At 40.3% G+C, this 20,564-nt stretch carries 25 protein-coding genes; 5 read left to right on the forward strand and 20 right to left on the reverse strand.

Going from position 1 to position 20,564, the window contains the following annotated elements; genetic code table 11:
• The first annotated feature begins 7 nt into the window (after nucleotides 1-7).
• Together ACIQXH_RS05170 and ACIQXH_RS05175 are read left to right on the forward strand one after the other, a co-directional pair.
• Nucleotides 8-892, forward strand: a complete 885-nt coding sequence (locus tag ACIQXH_RS05170; RefSeq protein ID WP_403080256.1) for an ROK family protein — start codon at nucleotides 8-10, stop codon at nucleotides 890-892.
• Nucleotides 886-1,566 (forward strand): N-acetylmannosamine-6-phosphate 2-epimerase, encoded by a 681-nt coding sequence (locus ACIQXH_RS05175; protein ID WP_403080253.1) that lies wholly within the window; start codon nucleotides 886-888, stop codon nucleotides 1,564-1,566. The genes ACIQXH_RS05170 and ACIQXH_RS05175 overlap by 7 nt, the downstream gene beginning before the upstream one ends.
• Nucleotides 1,567-1,672: 106 nt before the next feature.
• On the opposite strand, the gene ACIQXH_RS05180 is transcribed toward ACIQXH_RS05175, so the two are convergent.
• From ACIQXH_RS05180 to ACIQXH_RS05220, 9 genes are all read right to left on the reverse strand, one after another.
• A complete protein-coding gene (locus ACIQXH_RS05180) occupies nucleotides 1,673-2,503 on the reverse strand; it encodes a DUF1835 domain-containing protein (protein ID WP_403080251.1) in 831 nt (276 codons plus the stop codon).
• A gap of 15 nt (nucleotides 2,504-2,518) precedes the next feature.
• The gene (locus tag ACIQXH_RS05185) at nucleotides 2,519-3,343 is read right to left on the reverse strand and encodes a class I SAM-dependent methyltransferase (RefSeq protein ID WP_403080249.1); all 825 of its coding nucleotides are present in this window, start codon (nucleotides 3,341-3,343) and stop codon (nucleotides 2,519-2,521) included.
• A gap of 63 nt (nucleotides 3,344-3,406) precedes the next feature.
• A complete protein-coding gene (locus ACIQXH_RS05190; protein WP_403080247.1) occupies nucleotides 3,407-3,844 on the reverse strand; it encodes a GNAT family N-acetyltransferase in 438 nt (145 codons plus the stop codon).
• A 171-nt stretch (nucleotides 3,845-4,015) separates the two neighbouring features.
• Nucleotides 4,016-4,261, reverse strand: a complete 246-nt coding sequence (locus ACIQXH_RS05195) for a hypothetical protein (RefSeq protein WP_402873921.1) — start codon at nucleotides 4,259-4,261, stop codon at nucleotides 4,016-4,018.
• Between the two features lie 149 nt (nucleotides 4,262-4,410).
• Entirely contained in the window at nucleotides 4,411-4,590 is a 180-nt protein-coding gene (locus tag ACIQXH_RS05200) for a DUF4083 domain-containing protein (protein ID WP_402873540.1), read from the reverse strand.
• Between the two features lie 165 nt (nucleotides 4,591-4,755).
• A complete protein-coding gene (locus ACIQXH_RS05205; protein WP_402957615.1) occupies nucleotides 4,756-5,616 on the reverse strand; it encodes an HAD family hydrolase in 861 nt (286 codons plus the stop codon).
• A 100-nt stretch (nucleotides 5,617-5,716) separates the two neighbouring features.
• Nucleotides 5,717-6,985 carry a PTS ascorbate transporter subunit IIC gene (locus ACIQXH_RS05210; RefSeq protein ID WP_403122425.1) on the reverse strand — a complete coding sequence of 423 codons (1,269 nt, stop codon included), beginning with the start codon at nucleotides 6,983-6,985 and terminating at the stop codon, nucleotides 5,717-5,719.
• A 28-nt stretch (nucleotides 6,986-7,013) separates the two neighbouring features.
• The gene (locus ACIQXH_RS05215) at nucleotides 7,014-7,280 is read right to left on the reverse strand and encodes a PTS sugar transporter subunit IIB (protein WP_402957611.1); all 267 of its coding nucleotides are present in this window, start codon (nucleotides 7,278-7,280) and stop codon (nucleotides 7,014-7,016) included.
• Entirely contained in the window at nucleotides 7,277-9,343 is a 2,067-nt protein-coding gene (locus ACIQXH_RS05220) for a BglG family transcription antiterminator (RefSeq protein WP_402957609.1), read from the reverse strand. Before ACIQXH_RS05220 ends, ACIQXH_RS05215 begins: the two co-directional genes overlap by 4 nt.
• Nucleotides 9,344-9,655: 312 nt before the next feature.
• On the opposite strand from ACIQXH_RS05220, the gene ACIQXH_RS05225 reads away from it, so the two are divergent.
• The 3 genes from ACIQXH_RS05225 (at nucleotide 9,656) to ACIQXH_RS05235 (ending at nucleotide 10,962) form a co-directional block, all read left to right on the forward strand.
• Nucleotides 9,656-9,970, forward strand: coding sequence for an ArsR/SmtB family transcription factor (locus tag ACIQXH_RS05225; RefSeq protein ID WP_402957607.1), 315 nt, complete (start codon nucleotides 9,656-9,658; stop codon nucleotides 9,968-9,970).
• 79 nt (nucleotides 9,971-10,049) lie between these two features.
• A complete protein-coding gene (locus ACIQXH_RS05230; protein WP_403122428.1) occupies nucleotides 10,050-10,478 on the forward strand; it encodes a DMT family transporter in 429 nt (142 codons plus the stop codon).
• A gap of 13 nt (nucleotides 10,479-10,491) precedes the next feature.
• On the forward strand, nucleotides 10,492-10,962 hold the full coding sequence (locus tag ACIQXH_RS05235) for a DMT family transporter (RefSeq protein ID WP_402957603.1): 471 nt from the start codon (nucleotides 10,492-10,494) through the stop codon (nucleotides 10,960-10,962).
• A 224-nt stretch (nucleotides 10,963-11,186) separates the two neighbouring features.
• Here the strand turns inward: ACIQXH_RS05235 and ACIQXH_RS05240 are convergent, their stop codons facing one another.
• The 11 genes from ACIQXH_RS05240 to ACIQXH_RS05290 form a co-directional block, all read right to left on the reverse strand.
• Complete coding sequence (locus ACIQXH_RS05240; protein ID WP_403122431.1) at nucleotides 11,187-11,552, reverse strand: DUF4181 domain-containing protein; 366 nt, start codon at nucleotides 11,550-11,552, stop codon at nucleotides 11,187-11,189.
• 53 nt (nucleotides 11,553-11,605) lie between these two features.
• A complete protein-coding gene (locus ACIQXH_RS05245; protein ID WP_402957599.1) occupies nucleotides 11,606-11,785 on the reverse strand; it encodes a DUF4083 family protein in 180 nt (59 codons plus the stop codon).
• Nucleotides 11,786-11,889: 104 nt separating this feature from the next.
• Nucleotides 11,890-12,387: a GNAT family N-acetyltransferase gene (locus tag ACIQXH_RS05250; RefSeq protein ID WP_402957597.1), complete on the reverse strand. Its 498-nt coding sequence runs from the start codon at nucleotides 12,385-12,387 to the stop codon at nucleotides 11,890-11,892.
• Nucleotides 12,388-13,310: 923 nt separating this feature from the next.
• Nucleotides 13,311-14,285 (reverse strand): C39 family peptidase, encoded by a 975-nt coding sequence (locus ACIQXH_RS05255; RefSeq protein WP_403122435.1) that lies wholly within the window; start codon nucleotides 14,283-14,285, stop codon nucleotides 13,311-13,313.
• Between the two features lie 153 nt (nucleotides 14,286-14,438).
• On the reverse strand, nucleotides 14,439-16,871 hold the full coding sequence (locus ACIQXH_RS05260) for a heavy metal translocating P-type ATPase (protein WP_403122437.1): 2,433 nt from the start codon (nucleotides 16,869-16,871) through the stop codon (nucleotides 14,439-14,441).
• Between the two features lie 97 nt (nucleotides 16,872-16,968).
• A complete protein-coding gene (gene copZ, locus ACIQXH_RS05265) occupies nucleotides 16,969-17,175 on the reverse strand; it encodes a copper chaperone CopZ (protein ID WP_402873508.1) in 207 nt (68 codons plus the stop codon).
• A gap of 12 nt (nucleotides 17,176-17,187) precedes the next feature.
• Nucleotides 17,188-17,520: a metal-sensitive transcriptional regulator gene (locus ACIQXH_RS05270; RefSeq protein ID WP_403122439.1), complete on the reverse strand. Its 333-nt coding sequence runs from the start codon at nucleotides 17,518-17,520 to the stop codon at nucleotides 17,188-17,190.
• Between the two features lie 138 nt (nucleotides 17,521-17,658).
• Nucleotides 17,659-18,888, reverse strand: a complete 1,230-nt coding sequence (locus ACIQXH_RS05275) for an MFS transporter (RefSeq protein WP_403122442.1) — start codon at nucleotides 18,886-18,888, stop codon at nucleotides 17,659-17,661.
• A gap of 314 nt (nucleotides 18,889-19,202) precedes the next feature.
• Entirely contained in the window at nucleotides 19,203-19,628 is a 426-nt protein-coding gene (locus ACIQXH_RS05280) for a GNAT family N-acetyltransferase (protein ID WP_403122445.1), read from the reverse strand.
• A gap of 115 nt (nucleotides 19,629-19,743) precedes the next feature.
• Nucleotides 19,744-20,247: a hypothetical protein gene (locus ACIQXH_RS05285; protein WP_403122448.1), complete on the reverse strand. Its 504-nt coding sequence runs from the start codon at nucleotides 20,245-20,247 to the stop codon at nucleotides 19,744-19,746.
• Between the two features lie 72 nt (nucleotides 20,248-20,319).
• Nucleotides 20,320-20,496 (reverse strand): hypothetical protein, encoded by a 177-nt coding sequence (locus tag ACIQXH_RS05290; protein WP_403122450.1) that lies wholly within the window; start codon nucleotides 20,494-20,496, stop codon nucleotides 20,320-20,322.
• Between the last annotated feature and the right edge of the window lie 68 nt (nucleotides 20,497-20,564).

The following is a 20,564-nucleotide window of genomic DNA, read 5'->3' on the forward strand; positions in this document are numbered from 1 at the left end:
GATATCCATGGCTGATTATTTATCGATTGATATCGGCGGTACGTTTATTAAATATGCCCTCTTGGACGATCAGAAACATCTGCATGGGCATCAACAAGTGAAAACAAAAGAAAATATCGACCAGGCTATACTGAAACAGGTGGAGGCCATCATTTCCGCTGTTTCCAATGAGACGGCCATTAACGGCGTGGGCATCAGCACTGCCGGGATCGTCGACCGGAAAAAAGGGGAAATCATCTTTGCGGGGCCCACTATCCGGGACTATAAAGGTACCGCATTCAAAGCCCATTTATCCCGTACATTCCCTTTCCCCGTTTCTGTAGAAAATGATGTGAATGCCGCTTTGATCGGCGAGCTTTGGCAAGGCGCTGCCCAAGGGGAAAACGATGTGTTTTGCATTACCTTAGGTACGGGGATCGGCGGGGCCTATTATCATGACGGAATCATGGATGGAACCCATCATCAGGCAAACTCCGTCGGCTATCTATTATACGATCCAGAAACAAAAACGAATTATGAAATGAGAGCATCCACAACCGCTTTAAATAGAATGATTGAAAAAGAGTTTGGTAAAAGTGTCTCCACGAAGGAAGTCTTTGAGAAAGCAAGACTCGGTGAAGAGCCATACATAGCCTTGATTGAGGCATGGAGTAAGGAAGTGGCTAAGGGATTGGCGCAAATCATCCTGTTAGTCGATCCGAAGTGTATCCTGATAGGAGGCGGCATATCCCGCCAAGGCGACTTTTTACTGAACCATATACAAAAGCAGCTCACCACTTATCTTCCTACTGATTTTTTGAAGACAGAAATAAAAATTGCTCAATTATATAATGATGCCTCCCTATTCGGGGCGGTCCATCCATTTTTCAAAGGGGGAAATATAGAATGTTAAACGAAGTTAAAGGTGGATTAATCGTATCTTGTCAAGCCTTACCAAATGAGCCTCTACATAGCTCATTCATCATGTCGAAAATGGCGTTGGCCGCTAAACAAGGCGGTGCAAAAGGAATCCGGGCAAACTCCGAAGTGGATATCATCGCGATAAAAAAAGAAGTGGACCTGCCCGTTATCGGCATCGTTAAACGCGACTATGACGATAGCTCCGTGTTCATTACCGCCACTTGCAAGGAAATCGATGAGTTACTGGCTAGTGGCTGCGAGATGATTGCCATGGATGCCACCCATCGGACAAGACCGGAGAATCTTCTTTTAAGCGATCTGGTCAACTATGTAAGAGAAAAGAATCCTAGCATTCAACTCATGGCGGATATCGCTACTTTAGAGGATGCCATACAATCGGAAAAACTCGGATTCGATTGTATTTCCACTACATTACATGGCTACACCGAAGAAACACATGGAAAGAAACTCTATCATGATGATTTTGAATTCTTGAAACAGGTTCTCCAGCATGTGAACATCCCCGTTATTGCGGAAGGAAATGTCATGACACCCGACATGTATAAAAGGTGCATGGAATTGGGCGCCCATGCAAGTGTCGTTGGAGGGGCCATCACACGTCCAAAAGACATCACACAGCTTTTTGTTAATCAAGTTCAAGGATGATTGGCTTTACCTGTTTGAAGTGGACATCGCACATTCAACCCATTGGTGCATAAAGGGTTGGGTGTGCGATGATAACTATTCAGCATCTTCTATTACGAAAGACATATCATTTATCTTGGCTAGTGTTCAATCGAACTTGATAGGAAAACATCTCACTTAAATGACCGTTATATACAAAAACGCCTTTCTTTATCAACATACGTAAACGGTAATCAATCCATGTATCGTTGATGTCATGCTCACTCCATCCTAAAACATGACCAATCAAGCGAGCAGCGTTGTAAAAATTATCGATACCGTATTCGGATTGCATGTCTTTTGCATACCGGATAATCTCTTGATCATCCCTGGACTCGTCATCCTCGATAATCCTTCCCCTAAACCATGTACGAACTATTGAATGCCCCTCCATTAATTGAAGCGCCTCTGCCTGTAAAAGAACGAGCTCATCTTCAGTAAGTGGATCTAGTAAATTCAGCTTTAGCATTCGCTTCATCTGCGAAGGGCTAACCTCACCAGAATGGCGAATATCATATTGTGTATGTTCATCTTCATGGAAATAAAGCATGGGAAAGTATGTATTGCACACGGAAATCGAACATTTTTTGCCTGACAATAGATGGCTTACTAAGCGTAACCCAAATTGTTCCGCCGCATTTTCACACGTCCAAACAATCACTTGCTCGCCTTCTTTAACCTGTCGAAGACTTGCAAGTGCATCATAAAACAAAGCCACATACTGTTCGCTCATCTTCCCATCAAATCGATAGGCTTCCTGTAGCCATTCCATCCTTTTGGAAAAACCTTTCTCCGTTAATAAACGATGGATGGGGCCTTCACCAAAGTAATCCGGAAACGTGATGATCTCAACATTTTCTCTTTTTAATGCATGGCTCAATGCACCGAATGCTGCTTGATTAAATAAGATATGCTTCACTGGAAAACCCCTCCGTTATCCTAAACTTCCGTTCGAAACACCCACGCATAAAGAAGTCTTTATATCCCTTGTTTTCTTACAAACATAGACCATCCCATAACTATCATTCGTCACAGGTGTTTCATTCCAATCCTCGAAGATACGGACGATCTCCAGTCCGTTAACCGCTAGTATTCGTTCCATTTCTTTAGGGAAGACGTATCGTAACCGTATGTTCGTTCTTTGTTCATCTACTATTTCCCCACTTTGATCTACATACTTTCTGATCGTTGTGTAATGTTGGACCTGACTGAGTGAGTCATAGGTGCTTTTCGTATAAACATCGATCCTTTTTTGCGTATCCTTATCTTCAATGGTTCTCCAGTATTCTTCCGTGTCAGGTTGGAGTAATTCCTCCATGCTTGGAAACCTCGTGTCAAAGATGAATAGCCCATCAAGCTCTAAATGTTTATTTACAGATGATAAGAATCCGTCCTGATCTTCGTTTGTAAGAAAATGCTGAAAGGAATTCCCGACTGAAAAGATCAAATGACTTCTTACATTCAAGGTAAGCATTCTAGCATCCTGTTCGATCCATTCAATATGTACATTCAGGTCCGACGACTTCCTTTTTGCTTCGTCTAGCATTCCTTTATGGACATCCACACCGATAAGTTCATAGCCTTTCCTCGCTAAAGGAATGGTCGCCCGCCCTGTCCCACAAGCTAAATCAATGATGGGCCCTTCGGTTTTTGCAGCCCATTTCAATAGATAAGGAAGGTCTTGCCTATATGAATCATTTTCCTTATCATATAAAATCGGATCATCGTACTCTTCTGAATTGCCATTTATATTCTCCATACATGCCTCCTTCAAGAAATAGCAGATTACTAATATTTAGTTTACGTACATTCTTCCTCTAGTTTAAATGTTCTTATGCAAGAATATGATTCTTTCTATTTCTTCAAAACCATTTTTCTTATAAAATTCTTCGGCAGGTATCCCTCTATCTGTGAGAAGTGTAATGTTACTTATATGACTGCCATGAAGCTCCTTTATTAAATGATTTAACATCGCTCTTCCAATACCTTTATTTTGATATTGTGTTTTTACACACATTTCATTAATGAAAAACTCATCTCCGCTCCACCATACTCTTTTTACACCAAAAATAAAGCCGAGAATTTCATCGTTTTCTACCGCTAAAATGCCTAAAAATCCAGGTGTCTGGTAAAAACTCAGTAAATATTTTTCAGCCTTTGTACATGTCCATTCATCATTCCAAGGCTCATCATTAAATACTTCAATAAATGTTTCCGTACATTTAATTAAGTCATTTTTTGCTAGTCGTTTAAATTCCAAGGTACATTCTCCTTATCGCTAAATGGATGATTAAAACCACCTCAACCGTTCATTTATGGATTATTCTACCACAACGTTGTTCTAAGTGAGGCTCCTGTTCGACCCGAACCTGTGTTGGAGATGATGGAATACAAGAAAAAGAGATAGTTTCGGGAACTATCTCTTTTAGGGTCATGGCCCAAATTCAATCTGACCTGTGAACAGCATGATAATAATAATAACCCAATAAATAAAAAAAGATGATGACAGAATTAACCCAATAATCGGGAGCGTATTCTTTTCTGTTTTCTTTACGATACCTACAATAGAAATGATCATACCTAAACCAGTAAGGAAAAATGTTAGATAATCACCAATCAAACTACCAATGTTCGCTATCCTTGTAGGCGTGATAAAAACTATAAAAAAACAAATCATCCCTAAAACAATTGAAATGATACTAATGACCCCATGCTTCTTTTGATAAGTCACTTCTTTTAGTTCCAAGGAAACCAGCTCCTTTATTAGATACTTATTTATAAAGAGCGCCACAATTCAATCCATGGTATTCACGGTTGGCTCACACCTTACTCTCTTTTTTCCTTTTCAAGCAGCTCGATGACTTTATCAAGTTTTTGTTCTACGGCATTAGAATTGCGAGATTTTCTAACGAGGGTCCGGACAAAAAAGTAAACGGCAAAAATCATGCCAAACAGTACGATAAACATCATGAGTTGAAATAGTATATCACCGACATTAATATTCAAAATAATCCACCTTTTCCTTTTTTATCAATCATACCATATGATGGATGGCAGTTGTCTTAGGAGTGATGGGGGCATTTCATTGATTTATGTAAAACATTTTCGCATGAACGCGTTCCTTCTATATAATAAAGGGCGCACGGATAATCCGTACGCCCTGTTTATTATTCACTTTGGTTGAGCTATCGGAAATGTTTTTTTCAAAAAGTGATACAGGCCATCTTCTCGATAGGAATACTCGGTCACTTCATCCGCCTGTTCCTTTACCGATTCGAGCGCATTTTTCATGGCTACACAGTGGCCGGAGAGTTTGAATAGAGGAAGGTCATTTTCTCCGTCTCCTACGGCCAGAATATCGTCCGGAGAGAGACTAAAGTGATCAAGCAAGACTTGAACCGCTGTTGCTTTGGATACACCATCCACGGTCACTTCCACATTGTGATGTGTGGAGGATGCCGTTGTAAAGGCTGTTTGCTTCTTGAACTTTTCGAGATCTGTGATCCAGTCTTTGATGGCCTTCATTTCTTTACTGAAAAAATAAATCTTGGCGACACTTAATTCGTCGAGCTGATCGACCCAGTGGATTTTCTTCTCGACTGCGACCTTTCTGGACAACCATTCGTTTTCATCAACCGTCTCCGGCTTTGTCCCCGTCATTTGTTCGACCGTATAGTCTTTATCTTTTTGTAAGGCCATTCTAACGCCATCATTTGGATGGACTTCGTAAAATATCTTTCTCGCTGCCGCTTTATTAATCATGTCATCCACAAGTTCGGAAGGTAGTGCATGTTCGAAAATCTTCTCCGTTCCAATAAAGGCGGACATACCATTGGCCGTTACCATCCCATCGACGGTCAAATCCTCTGGCAGCACATCTCTTAATTCTTTTACCGTTCTTCCCGTTGCAATGAACACCTTCATTCCACTATTCCTAAGTTCGATTAAGTAGTTTTTCAGCGTATCGTTCACCGTATTCACTTCATTCAATGTCGTGCCATCCATATCGAGCACGATTGCTTTGTATCCCATGTTTCCACCCCGTCCATGCGAATTTCGTAACAAAAATGCCAACAGCCCATGATCTGTGAGATTGTAGGCTGTTGGCGAATCTATCTATTTTTCTAGTAGATTAAGAAAATCCTAACAGTTTCAAAATACTTAGTATTAATAGACCTACCACACCGAAATCTGAGTCACCGAATGTCGTGCCTTCAAATCCTATGTCACCTAATAATACCAGTAAAATGGCTGGTAAGAAACTAATGATGAGTCCATTTGCAAAAGATCCCAGCATAGCCCCGCGACGACCACCCGTCGCATTTCCAAAGACACCGGCGGCAGCTCCTGTGAAGAAATGTGGGACAAGTCCCGGAACAATAACCTTCAAGCCTAATACCGGCAGCAGGAACATCGATAAGATTCCCGCGATGAAACTAAATAAAAAACCGATAATTACTGCGTTTGGAGCAAAAGGAAAAATCGTAGGGCAATCTAGTGCAGGCTTCGTATTGGGCGCAATTTTATCTGCAATCCCTTTGAAGGCGGGCACGATCTCAGCAATCAACATCCGCACCCCAGCTAGAATGATATATACCCCAGCTGCAAATGTAATGGCTTGTATAAACGAAAATACAAGGAAGTTGGAACCAGAGGAAAGCGTTGATTCAATATACTCTTGTCCAGCAAACAGGGCGACAATCAAAAAGAAAATCGTCATTGTCAGCGATACAGCAACGGATGTATCTCGTAAAAACCCTAAAGATTTAGGGACCTTAATTTGTTCCGTTGTCTTTTCCTTGTTTCCGAACCATTTCCCAATCGTAGCGGAAACGAAATACCCGATCGTCCCAAAGTGGCCGATGGCAAAATCATCACTTCCGGTAATCTTTCTTACATAAGGCTGCAGAATGGCAGGAAACACGACCATACATAGCCCTAATAAAATGGAACCGGTAAGGATAAGCGGGAATCCATTCATTCCGCCAACCGACAAAGCGACAGCTAGTAGACAGGCCATGAATAATGTATGGTGACCCGTTAAAAAGATATATTTTAATGGAGTAAAGCGAGCTAATAAAATATTCACAATCATACCGAACACCATAATCAGGGCCGTCGATGTCCCAAAATCACTTTGCGCAGCCGCTACAATGGCTTCGTTGTTCGGAATGACACCCTCTACATGAAACGCCTCGTCGAACATTTGACTAAATATGTTAAGGGCACCTGTAAGGACGGCTGCTCCTGCTCCAATGATAATGAACCCCATAACCGTTTTCAGCGTACCTGACACGACATCCGCACTGGACTTTCTCTGTAACAGTAAGCCAATCAGAGCGAATAACCCCACGAGTATAGAAGGTGTGCCTAAAATATCGTTCATAATGATATCCAACATAGTCTATTCCCCTTTTACCGAGCTTTAGTTAGACAAGTGATTCCAATTTGGATGTAATTTCAGGAATGCTCATCATATTTTCCAATGTAACAATCGTACGGGTTCCATCATCCAGTTGGCCGACAATATCTGCTGCCCCTAGGAATATATCCGCTTGGACCGATTTAGCGGATGTGAGATCCGTATGGTCTACCTCAGCCGTTTTCCCCATTTGTGTTAAAGCCTTTTTCACATTCATCTCCATAATGAAACTACTGCCCAATCCATTCCCGCAAACTACCATGATTTTCTTCATTCTGTTTCCTCCTTAGAATATGTATGTACGTAATCCATAAGTATGGATGGATCCGTTGTCTCTAAAATCGCTTCAATATTAGCTCGTTCATTCAGTAATTGAGTCAGCTGAATTAATGCCCGTAAATGTGAATCGTTATCTACCGCAGCCAAAACAATGATCAACCTAACGGGTTTATCGGGTGCAAATTCCACCGGTTCATCCAATTTCAATAGACTCATAGATAATGAGCGAACACCTTGCTCAGGACGCGCATGAGGGATGGCCACGTCAGGCGTGATCACCACATAGGGACCATTCGTTTCGATTCCTTCAATCATTGCATCCACATATCTCTCTTCGACCGTTCCTAAATCAACAAGAGGCTGGGCTGCAACTCGAATCGCTTCTCTCCACTCTGTAACACGCGGCAGGATTTGAATCGTTTGTAGGTTGAGTAGTTCATCTAACACTGGTTTCTCCGCCTCCTTTAAGGAATATTTATTGACCTTGGGTGCATCTATGTACATCAGGGATTCAAGGGCCTTTTCAAGTTGATCAGGTTCATGGATGGTTGCATATTTTGAAATGACTTTTAACAGAGCGGAACCATCAACATTTTGTGTCGTATACCCATACAATTCCTGCATGACTTGCAGGCGCAGCTTATGTTTGTCCTGCCTCTCCAAAATGGGCGGGACCACAAATAACGGAACTTTGGTTCTCATATGTACCGTTGAAAAAACGAGATCGTACGCTAATGGATACTCGGACGCATTCCGAACAGATAATACATCCAAAAACAATATATCCGGAAATAATTCCTTCAATGTGTAGATGAGAATATTGCTGATGCCAATCCCATTCGGACAAACAACGATGGCTCTTTTGCGGTCATCCAAAGTAGTCCCTTGTCTTCGCAACCAGCCTCCAAAATAAATCGTAAAGTATGCCACTTCCTCTTCAGGTACCGGACGCCCAATCTCTTTCTCTAGTACCCATAATGATTTATTGGTCAGGTGATGCAGTTCAGGATAGACCTTTTGGACCTTTTCCGTCATCGGATTCATGGATGAAAGCCCGTATCTTAGACGATGATAGGCCGGTTTAAAATGAACGTACAATTGCTGGCATAGCTGGTCTTTATCATGTAAATGAACAAAGGCCAATTTTTCGAACTCTTTTACAATCTCCTGCAAAAGCGTTTCAATCACTTCATCCTCCTTGAGCGGAGATATATCCTTTGTCCGGTTCATGCTTAGCAGATGGAGGGTTACATATAAATTTTCCGTTTCGCTCCAAACCGATTCGAACGCATCGGTTTTCGTCATTTGCTCAACCGCTTTAAATTCATCTGTTGTCACAAAAGGTAGCCAACTCTGATTTACTTGCAATTCTTCCCCTTTTCCAATGAGCTGATCTGTACATAGAAATAAATAGGTCAATTCATGCAGCCGCTCATCCGTAAAGGTGATCCCCAATTCACGTTCAATCTGCTCCAGCTGATACCGGATGGATTGAATGTTTGGTTGTTGATTTCCCCAAATACACTCAATAATCAGATTATTATCCGGGCGATTAAGGACATCATGTACCAGTTGTTCAATCATGTATCGCTTGACTCTGCTTTCTCCCTTTATCACATAACCCTCTTGCTTGGAGTAGTGAATCTTAAGGTTAACTTCTTGCGCTTTCTCCTTGAGCTGCTTCAGATCCTTTAATACGGTATTACGTGATAGCCCCGTGATTGATTGAAAATGATAGACAGATAACGCTTCAGGACTAAGTAAAATCATGAGATAGAACAATTTCTCTCTATCTGTCTCAGAAAATACATAATTACGTTTGGTTAGTTTTACGTTCAATTCTTCCTCTTGAACTTTGTCAGGAAGGGAATATCCTAATTCTTTTTGATAGAGAATGGCTGGATACCCGTGATAGTGAAGCCAATCATTCACTTTGCCAAAAGCATATTGAATTTGTCTTCTCGTCAGACCAGTTTGCTCTTCAATATCTTTCATTTTTAAAATGGGTGAATGCTGTAATATTTTTATTAGGTTTGCGCTTCTTTCATCTAAAAACATCGGCTCTCCCTCTCCCTAATTCCACGATACCTTACTTTTCATTTGATATATATGGTTTCTCAGTCCGATTGTTGTCCACATGCCTGCACAAAAATATATTGTACAAATGATGTGCACCTTGGTTTTTGAATCAGTGTACCACATCTCGTTCCTTTTTTAGGAACAAAAATAAAACCTCGATCCTTAGGGATGAGGCTCGTTTCCTATTTTCGCTATATCACTTGTTCGTTAATGAAGGTACGCTTCATTACCTGTACTCTCTTTATTTCCTCAAGTTGACATATCGAGAAATCTAGATATATAATTACGTCCATGAATCCTATTGATGTATTCAAGGCGTTATCTAACGAAACAAGGCTTCACATCCTTAAGTGGTTAAAGGAACCAGAGAAGCACTTTCCCAAACAAGGCGCTCACCTACCAAAGGGGGTAAGTTATAAAGGTGGAGTATGTGTTGGGGATATTCAAGAAAAAGCCAAAGTTTCTCAATCTACGGTTTCTAGCTACTTAAACATGATGCAAAAAGCTGGGCTACTTGAATCGATTCGTCATGGACAATGGACATACTATAGGCGCAATGAAGAATTTATTCAACAATTAGCTAAGTATTTTAGAACGGAGATCTAATTTATCTTGATTTCTGTTTTCCACCTATTTATATCTATTTTTCTAGATATATAAATATATTAAAAAGGAGAAACTTTCTATGCGCTTTATATCTTATATACTAGCTCTGTTGGCTGGAGCAGCACTTAGCTTTGAAGGAGCTATCTATGCTGAATTGGGAAAAACAATTGGACAAATAGAAACAAGTTTTTATAACTTCTTCATGGGCTCCATTATCATGGGGCTATTGTGGCTATTTTTTGGAAAAGGACGGATTTCCTATACATTTGAAGCACCTAAATGGTCATTACTTGGTGGTGTCCTGGGTGTTGTTTATTTAACCTCCATTGTTATAAGTGTCCCATACGTCGGTGTTGGTATTACAATGGTTGCTGTCATCATCGGACAATTAGTCATGAGTATGGTGATTGAACATTTTGGGTGGCTAGGCAGTAAAAAGACTAGAATTAATAAAGAAAAGATACTGGCAGTTATTTCAATGATTATTGCACTTATATTAATCAACTAGGAGGTACACAATTATGGGGTTATTCATGATTTTATTTACATTTTTAGGCGGCATCACATTAAGCGCTCAATCATCTATAAATGGCACATTTAGTCGAAAAGCTGGAACCATTGAAACAACATTTTTGACCTTTCTCACTGGAACCATGTTTCTTACGATTTTCATCATATTTTTTGGCAGGGGAAATGTGCTTGCACTTCTAGAAGCACCAAAATGGCAGTTAAGTGCAGCATTTTTAGGCACCATGTATTTACTTCTGACTGTCATGGCCGTTCCTAGAATTGGGGTTATCGCAACCAATATTGCTGGAATAACGGGTCAACTTGTAATTGGTGTAATTATTGATCATTTTGGATGGTTCAATAGCTTAGTCATAGAATTAGATATGAAACGTGTCTTCGCATTACTATTTATGGTCATTTCCCTTTATTTTATCTATAAAGGGAATAAACGCTCGAGAGAAGAATCAAAAACAGCCTATTGATAGTCATACAGTAAATGCAATGATAGCAGCCAAATTGTTTACAGGCATGGTCTTAGGTGTTGCAATAGGTCTCATAAAAAAGTTTTTAAATTGTACTATGAAGAAGATTACTTGTTTTTTATTAAGAAAACAAATGATCTTCTTTATTTTTATTCGTTAAAGTAGCCTGCCCAGATATAAGAAAAAGGATTGCCGTAGTGACTTATTTCATAATATCTAGATGGTTAAATAAATTTATCTATTCCATACATGATAACTAAAGCAAATACTAGGTAAGTAAGTGTAATTACATATTGTTTGGAAGGTTTCAGGTACTTCCACTCCAGAAATGATTGAAAACCAATTAATACGTTCAAGAAAAGAACCCAATACCACTGAAGTATATTTTCGTACTCTAGTATCATGGGAAGTGCACATATAAAAATGAATAGGATGATACCTCTTCCCCATCGGTCAAGATTCTTACCAGGAGTTTCCGATATGCTTTCTTTCTTTTCTACACCAAGCCATTTCGTTAGATATTTATTTATAAAGTAGGCACCAATAAAAACAAGGAAGAAAACCACTAAAAATGACACGAAGAATCTCATAAAAACACAACCCTTTTCAATCCACTCAATCTATTATTCGATTGGCTCACACCTTACTCTCTTTTTTCCTTTTCAAGCAACTCGATGACTTTATCAAGTTTTTGTTCTATGGAATTGGAATGGCGAGATCTTCTAACGAGGGTCCAGACAAAAAAGCAAATGGCAAAAATCACCCCAAACAGTACAATAAACATAATGAGTTGAAATAGGATATCACCGACATTAACGCTCAAATAAATCCACCTTTTCCTTTTTTATCAATCATAACATATAATTTCATTGAATCTATGTATGCTGTTTTTGCCATGATCTCCTTCACTCCCGCCCTCCAAGCAGGTTATAAAAGTTTTGACATATAGTACTCATTATAGGATTTGCCTTGTATGACAAGTGAGTTTCTTTTCGTTCCTTCTATTTCAAAACCAAACTTCTTGTATAGTGCTACACCTGCCTCATTTTGAGTCACTGTCGTTAATTCCAATCGCGAAATATCGTGATGTGAAGCCCACTTAATCACATTTTGGAACAAACTAGTACCTATTCCTTTTCCTCTACACTCCTCTAAGATGCCGATAACAAGATAAGCTGAATGATTTGTTCTCTTCACGCTACCGCCAATGGCCATCAAATAACCGACCAGTTTCCCTTCGTCTTCTGCCACAAAAATGGTTGAATTTTGTTGTTTTTCGATCGCTTCTAATTGCTTTCGTTGTTTTTCAGGAGTCGCTTTTCTTTCTCCTGGTTCCATTAGCATAAATTCAGATGTATGTTCAACATCTTTTACTAGATTGATAAAGTCCCCGGCATCATCGACCCTTATTTCCCTTATTACCATACTAATAATCCCCTCTCATTTCCTAATAAATCATACTTGCTTGCTGTGGAAGCCTCCGAAAAAAACGGCACTTAATAATCCATACTCAATAATGAAGATAGGCCTACCGCATACCGATTCTTACGAGAAACGATTAATAAAACCATTTCTTAACAAGTTCCTATACCCTAATTTTAACATTTTTTATTTAGATTACATATCAACCATATACAAAGACGTTCATCCAACCTTCCATACATATAAAAAAGAAACCATAAAAATTTACGGTTTCTTCATCCTTGAATCCTATCTACTAGTTAGAAACATTAAATTGCTGCTAAACTTGGTACAAAAAAAGCTGCCTATGTCGACAGCCTGTGGATCTACAAAAACGCATTGAAAATTTCTTTAACAAAAAAAATCACTATAAATATCGCACCAATGATACAAAAAATTGACCAAATGATACTACTTATAAGCTTTATAATGCTAAAATCTTTTTTTTTACTTTTTCCCAACTCATTCAACTCATTTTCTATGTATTTAGCATGCTGTATAGGTATCCAAAAGATAGGGTGGAGTTAGAATAACCAACGAAATGTTATAATTAAACCTAAAATTCCACAGGAAAAGGTAATGAGCTTTATCCCGACTTCGTCAATAATCTTTGATAGTCTTTCAATCTTTTCAGAAATAATTTGCAAGTTTTTCGGCAATTTTTCAAGAAAGTCTACTAGCTTTTGATACATTTGATCCCCTTTTATTGTTATTTTATTTTTACGCTAAATAATTATACTACAATAGTATGGACATTTGTAGGGAAGTTACCAAAATAGAACAATGAATCGTTTCTTTCACTAAGACTAATGGAAACTCACAAATAGAATAACTAAAAAAGCGGCAACATCCATTGAACTGGATCTTGCCGCTTGTGTCGTATCTGCTTATTTCTTGTCTACGACAAGATAAGGTTGTAATTGGAATGGTTTTGGTGCGATGTTGCGGTCATTCCATTGGCCAAACCAACGCTCTAATGGATAGAAATAATAGCCATCTTGCGCGTGATCAGATGTATCATACGGGTCAGCGAAGATCAGTGTATCATCGCCAATGCCCGGTGTGCCGTTATTGTCATATCCGATAATCGATTGCCAATGGCCATCCCAGTCGCCCCATTCCACCATGATTGGACGATCGTTCTTCAAATGATTCGTCAGCCATTTCACGAAATAGCTATCTTTCGCATCTTCTACAAACGCTTCTGTCGTTTCACTGTTTTCGGAAGCATACAGGCTGTTCCACGTGAAGGTTGCTGGCAGGTTGCCAACATTATTCTCCGTGACTTCTTTACTAGCTTGAATTAAGTCTGCGTCATTGTATTCCTCGCGATAGCTTGATTCGACCACTTCAAATCCTTTTAAGTTCTTGAAAAAGTCATAGAGTTGGGAAACATTCGAACCATATTCCGGGAAGTTATTCGCGGTTCCTGGCAACGCGTCTTTAACATCCAAGTCCGTCATCGATTTCATTTGCTTCGCGATATCCATCTCTGTTAAATCCGTGTACCCAAAATGATTCGCGACCATTAAAGCCGTGGCAGGTCCACAAGACCATTCCGTCGTTTGTTGCATCGTTTGATAGTTTTCAATCAGAATTAACCGATCATCTGACTTCATATTATAGAAGTCAGGTGCTTTATAGTAACGAGAATCGGCATGGTCTCCCTTAGAAGCATAGGCATCCGCTCCACCCGTTTCATCGTAGTCTTTCCCTTTGATGGTCGCTGCAGCATCCGTTTCAGCTGACACTTTTGTATCTACTTCCTTCGTAACTTCTGTTTCCTTTGAATCCGTGTCTTCTGAGCACGCCGATAATAATAGCATGGAGGATGCTAAAGCTGCCGTTAGAATTCTTTTCATGTGTCCCCATCCTTTTCCTGTTTTTTTCACAAGATTTGATTATAGTGGATGGAATTGTCATCGTCAAGGAGTTTACTAGTTAACTAAATTCTCGCACAATCAAGAGCCTTGCTACACATTATGGTAGCAAGGCTCTTTTTTCATTTAATTAGCTTACTTTTCTAGTTTGACCCTTTGGAGACGCAATGCGTTCAAGACAACCGATACGGAACTGAATGCCATAGCAGCGCCTGCTACCCACGGTGCCAGAAGCCCCAATGCTGCAATCGGAATCCCAATCACGTTGTAGGCGAATGCCCAGAACAGATTCTGTTTAATATTGCGCATCGTTTTGCGACTCATGAGTATGGCATCCGCTATACTGTTCAAGTCCCCCCGAATCAATGTAATGTCGGCGGCTTCCATCGCAACGTCCGTACCGGTTCCTATTGCCATGCCAATATCCGCTATGGCAAGAGCGGGTGCGTCATTGATGCCATCCCCGACCATGGCAACCTTCTTCCCTTGTTGTTGCAACTTCTTCACTTCTTCCGCTTTCCCTTCAGGGAGCACTTCGGCAATGACGGCGTCAACGCCTACCTCTTTACCAATCGCCTGTGCGGTGCGCTCGTTATCGCCTGTCATCATCATGACTGTGATTCCCATGCCTTGTAAGCGTGATATAGCTTCTTTGGAAGTTTCCTTAATGGTATCGGCCACGGCCACTAGGCCTGCATACTGTCCGTTAATGGCCGCTAACATGGCTGTTTTCCCATCAGCTTCCAGTTTCTCCATCGTTGGAAGGATTGGTTGAATATCGATACCGTATTGTTTCATTAGTTTCCGCGTACCAACGAGGACACCTTGGCCTGAAACCGTTGCCTGTACCCCATGACCCGGTATCGCTTCAAAGAACTGGACATCGCCGAGTTCGATGCCTTTATCCTGAATGCCTTGCACGATTGCTTCTGCCAAGGGATGTTCGGATTGCTTTTCCGCAGCCCCGATCAATGATAGGAACTTCTTCTCATCCTGGTTAGTTGCCACATGAACATCCGTTAATACAGGTTTACCATGTGTGACGGTCCCTGTTTTATCCACAACCACCGTATCGATGCCTTGTGTTTGTTCTAAATGCTCGCCACCTTTGAATAAAATGCCGAATTCAGCGGCACGACCTGAACCTGCCATGATGGAAGTTGGCGTGGCTAATCCTAGTGCACATGGACAGGCAATCACAAGGACGGCAATCAACACTTCAAGTGCAGCCGTGAAATTCCCTGGATCCACCATGATCAACCAGGCCAAGAACGTAAGAATGGCAATCCCGATGACAATCGGTACGAACACACCTGAAATCTTATCTGCTAATCGTTGGATTGGCGCTTTTGTACCTTGCGCATCTTCTACTACCTTAATGATCTGGGCTAATGCCGTATCCCGGCCTACTTTTGTCGTTTTCATTTTAATGAAGCCATTTTTGTTGAGGGTGGAGCCATATAGCAGGTCACCACTAGTCTTATCCACCGGCAGACTTTCACCTGTTAGCATCGATTCGTCGACAGCCGTCGTTCCTTCGATTACCTCTCCATCAACCGGGATTTTCTCACCCGGTTTGACCAGGATGGTATCACCCATCATCACTTCTTCTAGCGGGATTTCTTTTTCCACACCTTCTCGAATGACCATGGCTGTTTTCGCTTGAAGCCCCATTAATTTCTTGATGGCTTCGGATGACCGGCCTTTTGCTTTTGCCTCGAATAATTTACCTAAAAGGATAAGGGTAATTAACACGGCACTTGTTTCAAAATATAGATGCGGACCATGATGCGCACCCATTGTAACGATGGCTTGGTATACACTGTAAAAATAAGCCGCTGAAGTACCCATCACCACGAGCACATCCATATTGGCACTACCGTTACGAAGTGATTTATAAGCACCTACATAAAACTGTTTACCGATGATAAATTGGACAGGTGTTGCGAAGATCATTTGAACCCAGGGATTCATTAAAAGATCTGGTACATATAGAAAGGATGTAAAAGAAAAGTGCCCGAACATTGTCCATAATAAAGGCAAGGATAGAATGGCAGAAATGATGAATTTCAGTTTCTGCTCTTTAATGGCCTTTTCACGATAATCCACTTGTTCTTTTCCGTCTTGCTTTTGATGGGCACCATACCCAAGCTTTTCTACCTTTGCAATGATGTCCGCAATCGTAACTTCAGATGGATTGAATTCTACCGTCGTTTTTTCAAGCGCTAAGTTGACGTTGGCAAATGATACACCATCCATTTTATTTAGGCCCTTTTCAATCCGTGTCGCACACGCTGCACACGTCATGCCCGTGATAGCGAATTCCTTTTTTTGTTTCACGACACCATACCCAAGCGCTTCAATTTTCTTTTCAAAGTCTTCTTCACTCAGTTTGGAAGGATCGTATGTAATCGTGGACTTTTCAAGTGCTAAATTGACGGAGGCTTGTTCGACCCCGTCCATTTTATTTAACCCTTTTTCAATCCGGTTCGCACACGCTGCACACGTCATCCCTGAAATTTGAAGATTTGATTCTTTCGCTGCTTTATCATTAGATGCGGTTGCCATCTCATTCACCTCCACTATACCCAATAGGGGTATATTCTTTCGAAAGAATTAGAGTACCAGTGTGGCACTCTTCATCTTTTCATTATGGTACCCAAAATCATTCTACTTCGTAGCCTTGATCATCAATGGTTTCCTTGATGGTATCCAGGGTTACTTTTTCCTTATCATACGATACAGTAACTTGACCAGCTTCTAGCTGAACTTTTACTTGATCGACACCTTCTAATTTTCCTACACTACCTTCCACTGCTTTTACACAATGTCCGCAAGACATCCCGCTTACTTGTAAGGTTACATTTTCCATAGTATCTACTCCTTATTTTTTCATTAGTCTTTGGATTGTCACGAGGACTTCATCGAGTACTTCCAAGTCCCCTTCTTGAATACGATCTACCACACATTCTTTCATATGTGTTTCAAGAAGCATCTTGGCCACACCATTTAAGGCGGATTGCGCAGCAGCTATCTGAGTAATCACGTCGTCACAGTATGTGTCTTTTTCGATTAACCCTTTTATGCCACGGATTTGCCCTTCCACACGATTCAGTCTTGTAACAAGATTTTTCTTTGTTGCTTCGGAATGATGGCTTTTCCGCTCAGTTGTACTCGAACAACAAGTATCTGTTTCTTTATTTAGGTCGAATTCCATTTGTCGCCCCCTCACTTATATACCCCCACACCCTATATTGAAACTATATCATACCCCTCCACCCTATGTAAAGTTCATGACATTCTACGAAAAAAAGCCAACAGAACAGAGTTGGCTTCATCAATCAATCATTCATATTTATTCTTCAAAGCTAGATCCATCTATAGGGAGCGTTACATGCTTTCTACAGATCATAAGATACACGAATGAAATACATAAGGAAACCGAAGCGACCATAAATACCACGACGATGCTGTATTGCTGGCCCAGTATGCCCATCACGAGAGTGGATATCGCGAAAGTTAGCATGATGAAAGAACTTTGGACGGCATACACCTTAGCCAAAAGCCTTTCCCTGACTACACGTTGGATGATCGTATGAATGGAAATCATCCTCATTTCTTCGAAAAGACCATAAGAACCAATGAACAAAAGGGCAAGGAAGGGATTCACATTCAGTCCAAATAAAAGGGTCAGCAGAAAGACCATGAACCCTCCACCCAACAGCACCTGTTGGATATTCTTATGAATGAAGGCGGACCGTCTATATGCAAGTATGCCCGCTAGAAATAATCCTAGTAATAAAGAGGCGTTGATATAGCCCCACCACTCCGTTCCTACTCCCAGGCGTTTATCTATAAACGGATAAAGGATCGAGGATACCCAGACCGGGCTAGCGATCGAACCAAAAAACAGGGTGAAGTGTAGGGCACGCAATCTCTTATCTCCTGCGATCAACCTCCACCCTTCAAACAGGGAATCCCTTTTGCTTTCCTTCCCTTCACGTTCAGATTGTTGTTGTTCCTTGACTCTAACGAATGCCAGCAAGAAAGTGGATAGCCCATACAAACAGCACGTTAACAATAACAGCCCGTGAGCATGCAAAAGTGCCGCCAAAATGCCACCTGCAGCCCATCCTCCCATCTGAATGAATGTCTGGATAGAAGACATGAGGCTATTTGCTTTTAATAAGGACTCTTCCGGAACAAGCTGAGGAATCAAGGCACTACTCGCTGGATTAGCGAACCCATCCAAAAACATGATGAAGAATATAAGGATATACACCGCTTCCATTGAGTCTTTCGAGAAAAGCGATGATACATATAGGGTTAGCACAAGTAAGAAACACGTTTTAACGAACTGGGAATGAAATAAAATCTTTTTCAACGGGTACCGATCGATGAGCAGTGGTGCTACTAAACCTCCTACAAACCCACCAAGCATATTTATGACAGGAACCAACGAAACATAAAATAACGAATGGGTGACAGCGTAAACACTTGTTATCAGCGCAACAATATAAAAAACATCCCCAGCATTCGCTAACGATTGTCCTGCCACCAATACAGTAAATGATTTATTCTTCAATGCAAACAACCCCTCTTTATTCATTTTTCTAAGAGAATAAAGAGGTATTTACATGCGTTTCACTCCTTTGCGACCGGTTAGATCTACTTCATTTCACTTTGGATTTGTATCAATGTCAAATACTAAGAAATCTAATAAGAAGAGAGGGGTGTTTGCATTATTTGTAGTGGAAATATATGTATGAATATAACATGAAAATGTCTTGTTTAGAAGTTGAAAATCCTAGGTTCTACAAGAAAAAAGAGATGCGAAAGCAACTCTCTATTTTGGAGTAAATCACCCCTTAGTTAAAGAAGTTTGAAGAAGAAAAAGAATTACTTGATCATCTTAATAAAGTATTTTGGTGATTCAATGTAGCCTTGGCGGGAATAAAATCGATGTGCATCGATTCTTCTTGAATGACAATGAACTTCCAGTCTGTCACAGTTTCGCTTCTTAGCCAACTCAGTACAAAACTCTTCAATCTCTTGTCCAATTCCCTTACCCCTATTTGTTGAATCTACTGCAAAATAACTAATTCTAGCAAAATCACCTATTAACGCTATTTGGGGTATGTAATGCATGGAAATAAAAGCAATGACTCTTTCATTATCCTCATACACCAATAATTCCTCATCAGGATGTATGGTAAGCCTTTCTATTTTATCTTTAATGAAGGTCTCGGTATTTAAATAATCCAACTGGCCTAGCAAATCCGATATTGCCTTCCAATCTTGTATATTTGCTATTCTGATCCCCACTTACCTTCACTCCCTAGGAAAAATTTATATAGTATATTCATCATCTTTATTGAACTATCCTGCCCCATTAGCTCCATAAAGAAAAAGAGCTGCGAAAGCAACTCTCTTTATGGTGTCAATCTTCCCACTCATACTCTGAATTAAATTCTTCCGGCTCTATATCTGCATTTTTATAGGTATCGGGTTTTTCATTCGGCAACGTGACCGTTATTTCGGTATGATCTTTATTCAATTCTAGTGTCAGAAAAGATGTCTTGTTTGATTTCTTGTTAAATAGTATGCCGGTCAGTTTTGATCCAGTAGATTTTGCTAACTGGAAATGCTTTATCGTCTTATCTTTCCCCGTTTTAGTGAATTTTTCTACTATGTATTTGGATCTATTCTTCCCATCGTAACCATCACTCTTGATCAGTATATAAGATTCATCGTTCATCCAGCCGCCATATATCTGAAACTTGGGCGCTTCGTACGAGGGTATATCCTCATGTTGTGTAGAATCTTGTACCTCTGTTTTCTCCCCTATTTCTACCTTTTCATTTTTCATGTCTTGTTCGTTATCACATGCAGCAAGACTCCCTATAAACAGAAGGCCTACGGAGATTTTTTTGAAAGAAAGCAAAGGCCTGACCTCCTAAAAGATGAACGTAAAATTTCGATTCTTCATAATAAATCCACCCGTTAGAGTTTTACATCAACTTATTTCCTTATGACTTCTTTCATTTTGAAGATGAATCTTTTTAAGTGTTGTGTTTATATTATTCAAAGCAATAAGAATAATCCCCAACATCACAAAGGTTACTATTTCCCCTGTAAACCAAGATACTATGCCTAAAATTCCAGCATACAGAATGTATAACCAATTACTCATTTTCCATATCCTCCTACCTCTATATAAATGAACCTAACTAATTTTACCATATATATTTGGACTAATTT

Origin of the sequence: Peribacillus sp. NPDC097225, from assembly GCF_044761955.1 — a bacterium.
In the GTDB taxonomy this organism is placed as follows: Bacteria; Bacillota; Bacilli; order Bacillales; family DSM-1321; genus Peribacillus.

Excerpts from the sequence above, each read along its gene's own strand:
- ACIQXH_RS05170 (WP_403080256.1), top strand. The coding sequence starts at position 8 with ATGGCTGATTATTTATCGATTGATATCGGCGGTACGTTTATTAAATAT.
- ACIQXH_RS05175 (WP_403080253.1), top strand. The coding sequence starts at position 886 with ATGTTAAACGAAGTTAAAGGTGGATTAATCGTATCTTGTCAAGCCTTA.
- ACIQXH_RS05185 (WP_403080249.1), bottom strand. The coding sequence starts at position 3,343 with ATGGAGAATATAAATGGCAATTCAGAAGAGTACGATGATCCGATTTTA.
- ACIQXH_RS05195 (WP_402873921.1), bottom strand. The coding sequence starts at position 4,261 with ATGATTTGTTTTTTTATAGTTTTTATCACGCCTACAAGGATAGCGAAC.
- ACIQXH_RS05205 (WP_402957615.1), bottom strand. The coding sequence starts at position 5,616 with ATGGGATACAAAGCAATCGTGCTCGATATGGATGGCACGACATTGAAT.
- ACIQXH_RS05210 (WP_403122425.1), bottom strand. The coding sequence starts at position 6,985 with ATGTTGGATATCATTATGAACGATATTTTAGGCACACCTTCTATACTC.
- ACIQXH_RS05215 (WP_402957611.1), bottom strand. The coding sequence starts at position 7,280 with ATGAAGAAAATCATGGTAGTTTGCGGGAATGGATTGGGCAGTAGTTTC.
- ACIQXH_RS05220 (WP_402957609.1), bottom strand. The coding sequence starts at position 9,343 with ATGTTTTTAGATGAAAGAAGCGCAAACCTAATAAAAATATTACAGCAT.
- ACIQXH_RS05225 (WP_402957607.1), top strand. The coding sequence starts at position 9,656 with ATGAATCCTATTGATGTATTCAAGGCGTTATCTAACGAAACAAGGCTT.
- ACIQXH_RS05230 (WP_403122428.1), top strand. The coding sequence starts at position 10,050 with ATGCGCTTTATATCTTATATACTAGCTCTGTTGGCTGGAGCAGCACTT.
- ACIQXH_RS05235 (WP_402957603.1), top strand. The coding sequence starts at position 10,492 with ATGGGGTTATTCATGATTTTATTTACATTTTTAGGCGGCATCACATTA.
- ACIQXH_RS05240 (WP_403122431.1), bottom strand. The coding sequence starts at position 11,552 with ATGAGATTCTTCGTGTCATTTTTAGTGGTTTTCTTCCTTGTTTTTATT.
- ACIQXH_RS05250 (WP_402957597.1), bottom strand. The coding sequence starts at position 12,387 with ATGGTAATAAGGGAAATAAGGGTCGATGATGCCGGGGACTTTATCAAT.
- ACIQXH_RS05255 (WP_403122435.1), bottom strand. The coding sequence starts at position 14,285 with ATGAAAAGAATTCTAACGGCAGCTTTAGCATCCTCCATGCTATTATTA.
- ACIQXH_RS05260 (WP_403122437.1), bottom strand. The coding sequence starts at position 16,871 with ATGGCAACCGCATCTAATGATAAAGCAGCGAAAGAATCAAATCTTCAA.
- copZ (WP_402873508.1), bottom strand. The coding sequence starts at position 17,175 with ATGGAAAATGTAACCTTACAAGTAAGCGGGATGTCTTGCGGACATTGT.
- ACIQXH_RS05270 (WP_403122439.1), bottom strand. The coding sequence starts at position 17,520 with ATGGAATTCGACCTAAATAAAGAAACAGATACTTGTTGTTCGAGTACA.
- ACIQXH_RS05290 (WP_403122450.1), bottom strand. The coding sequence starts at position 20,496 with ATGAGTAATTGGTTATACATTCTGTATGCTGGAATTTTAGGCATAGTA.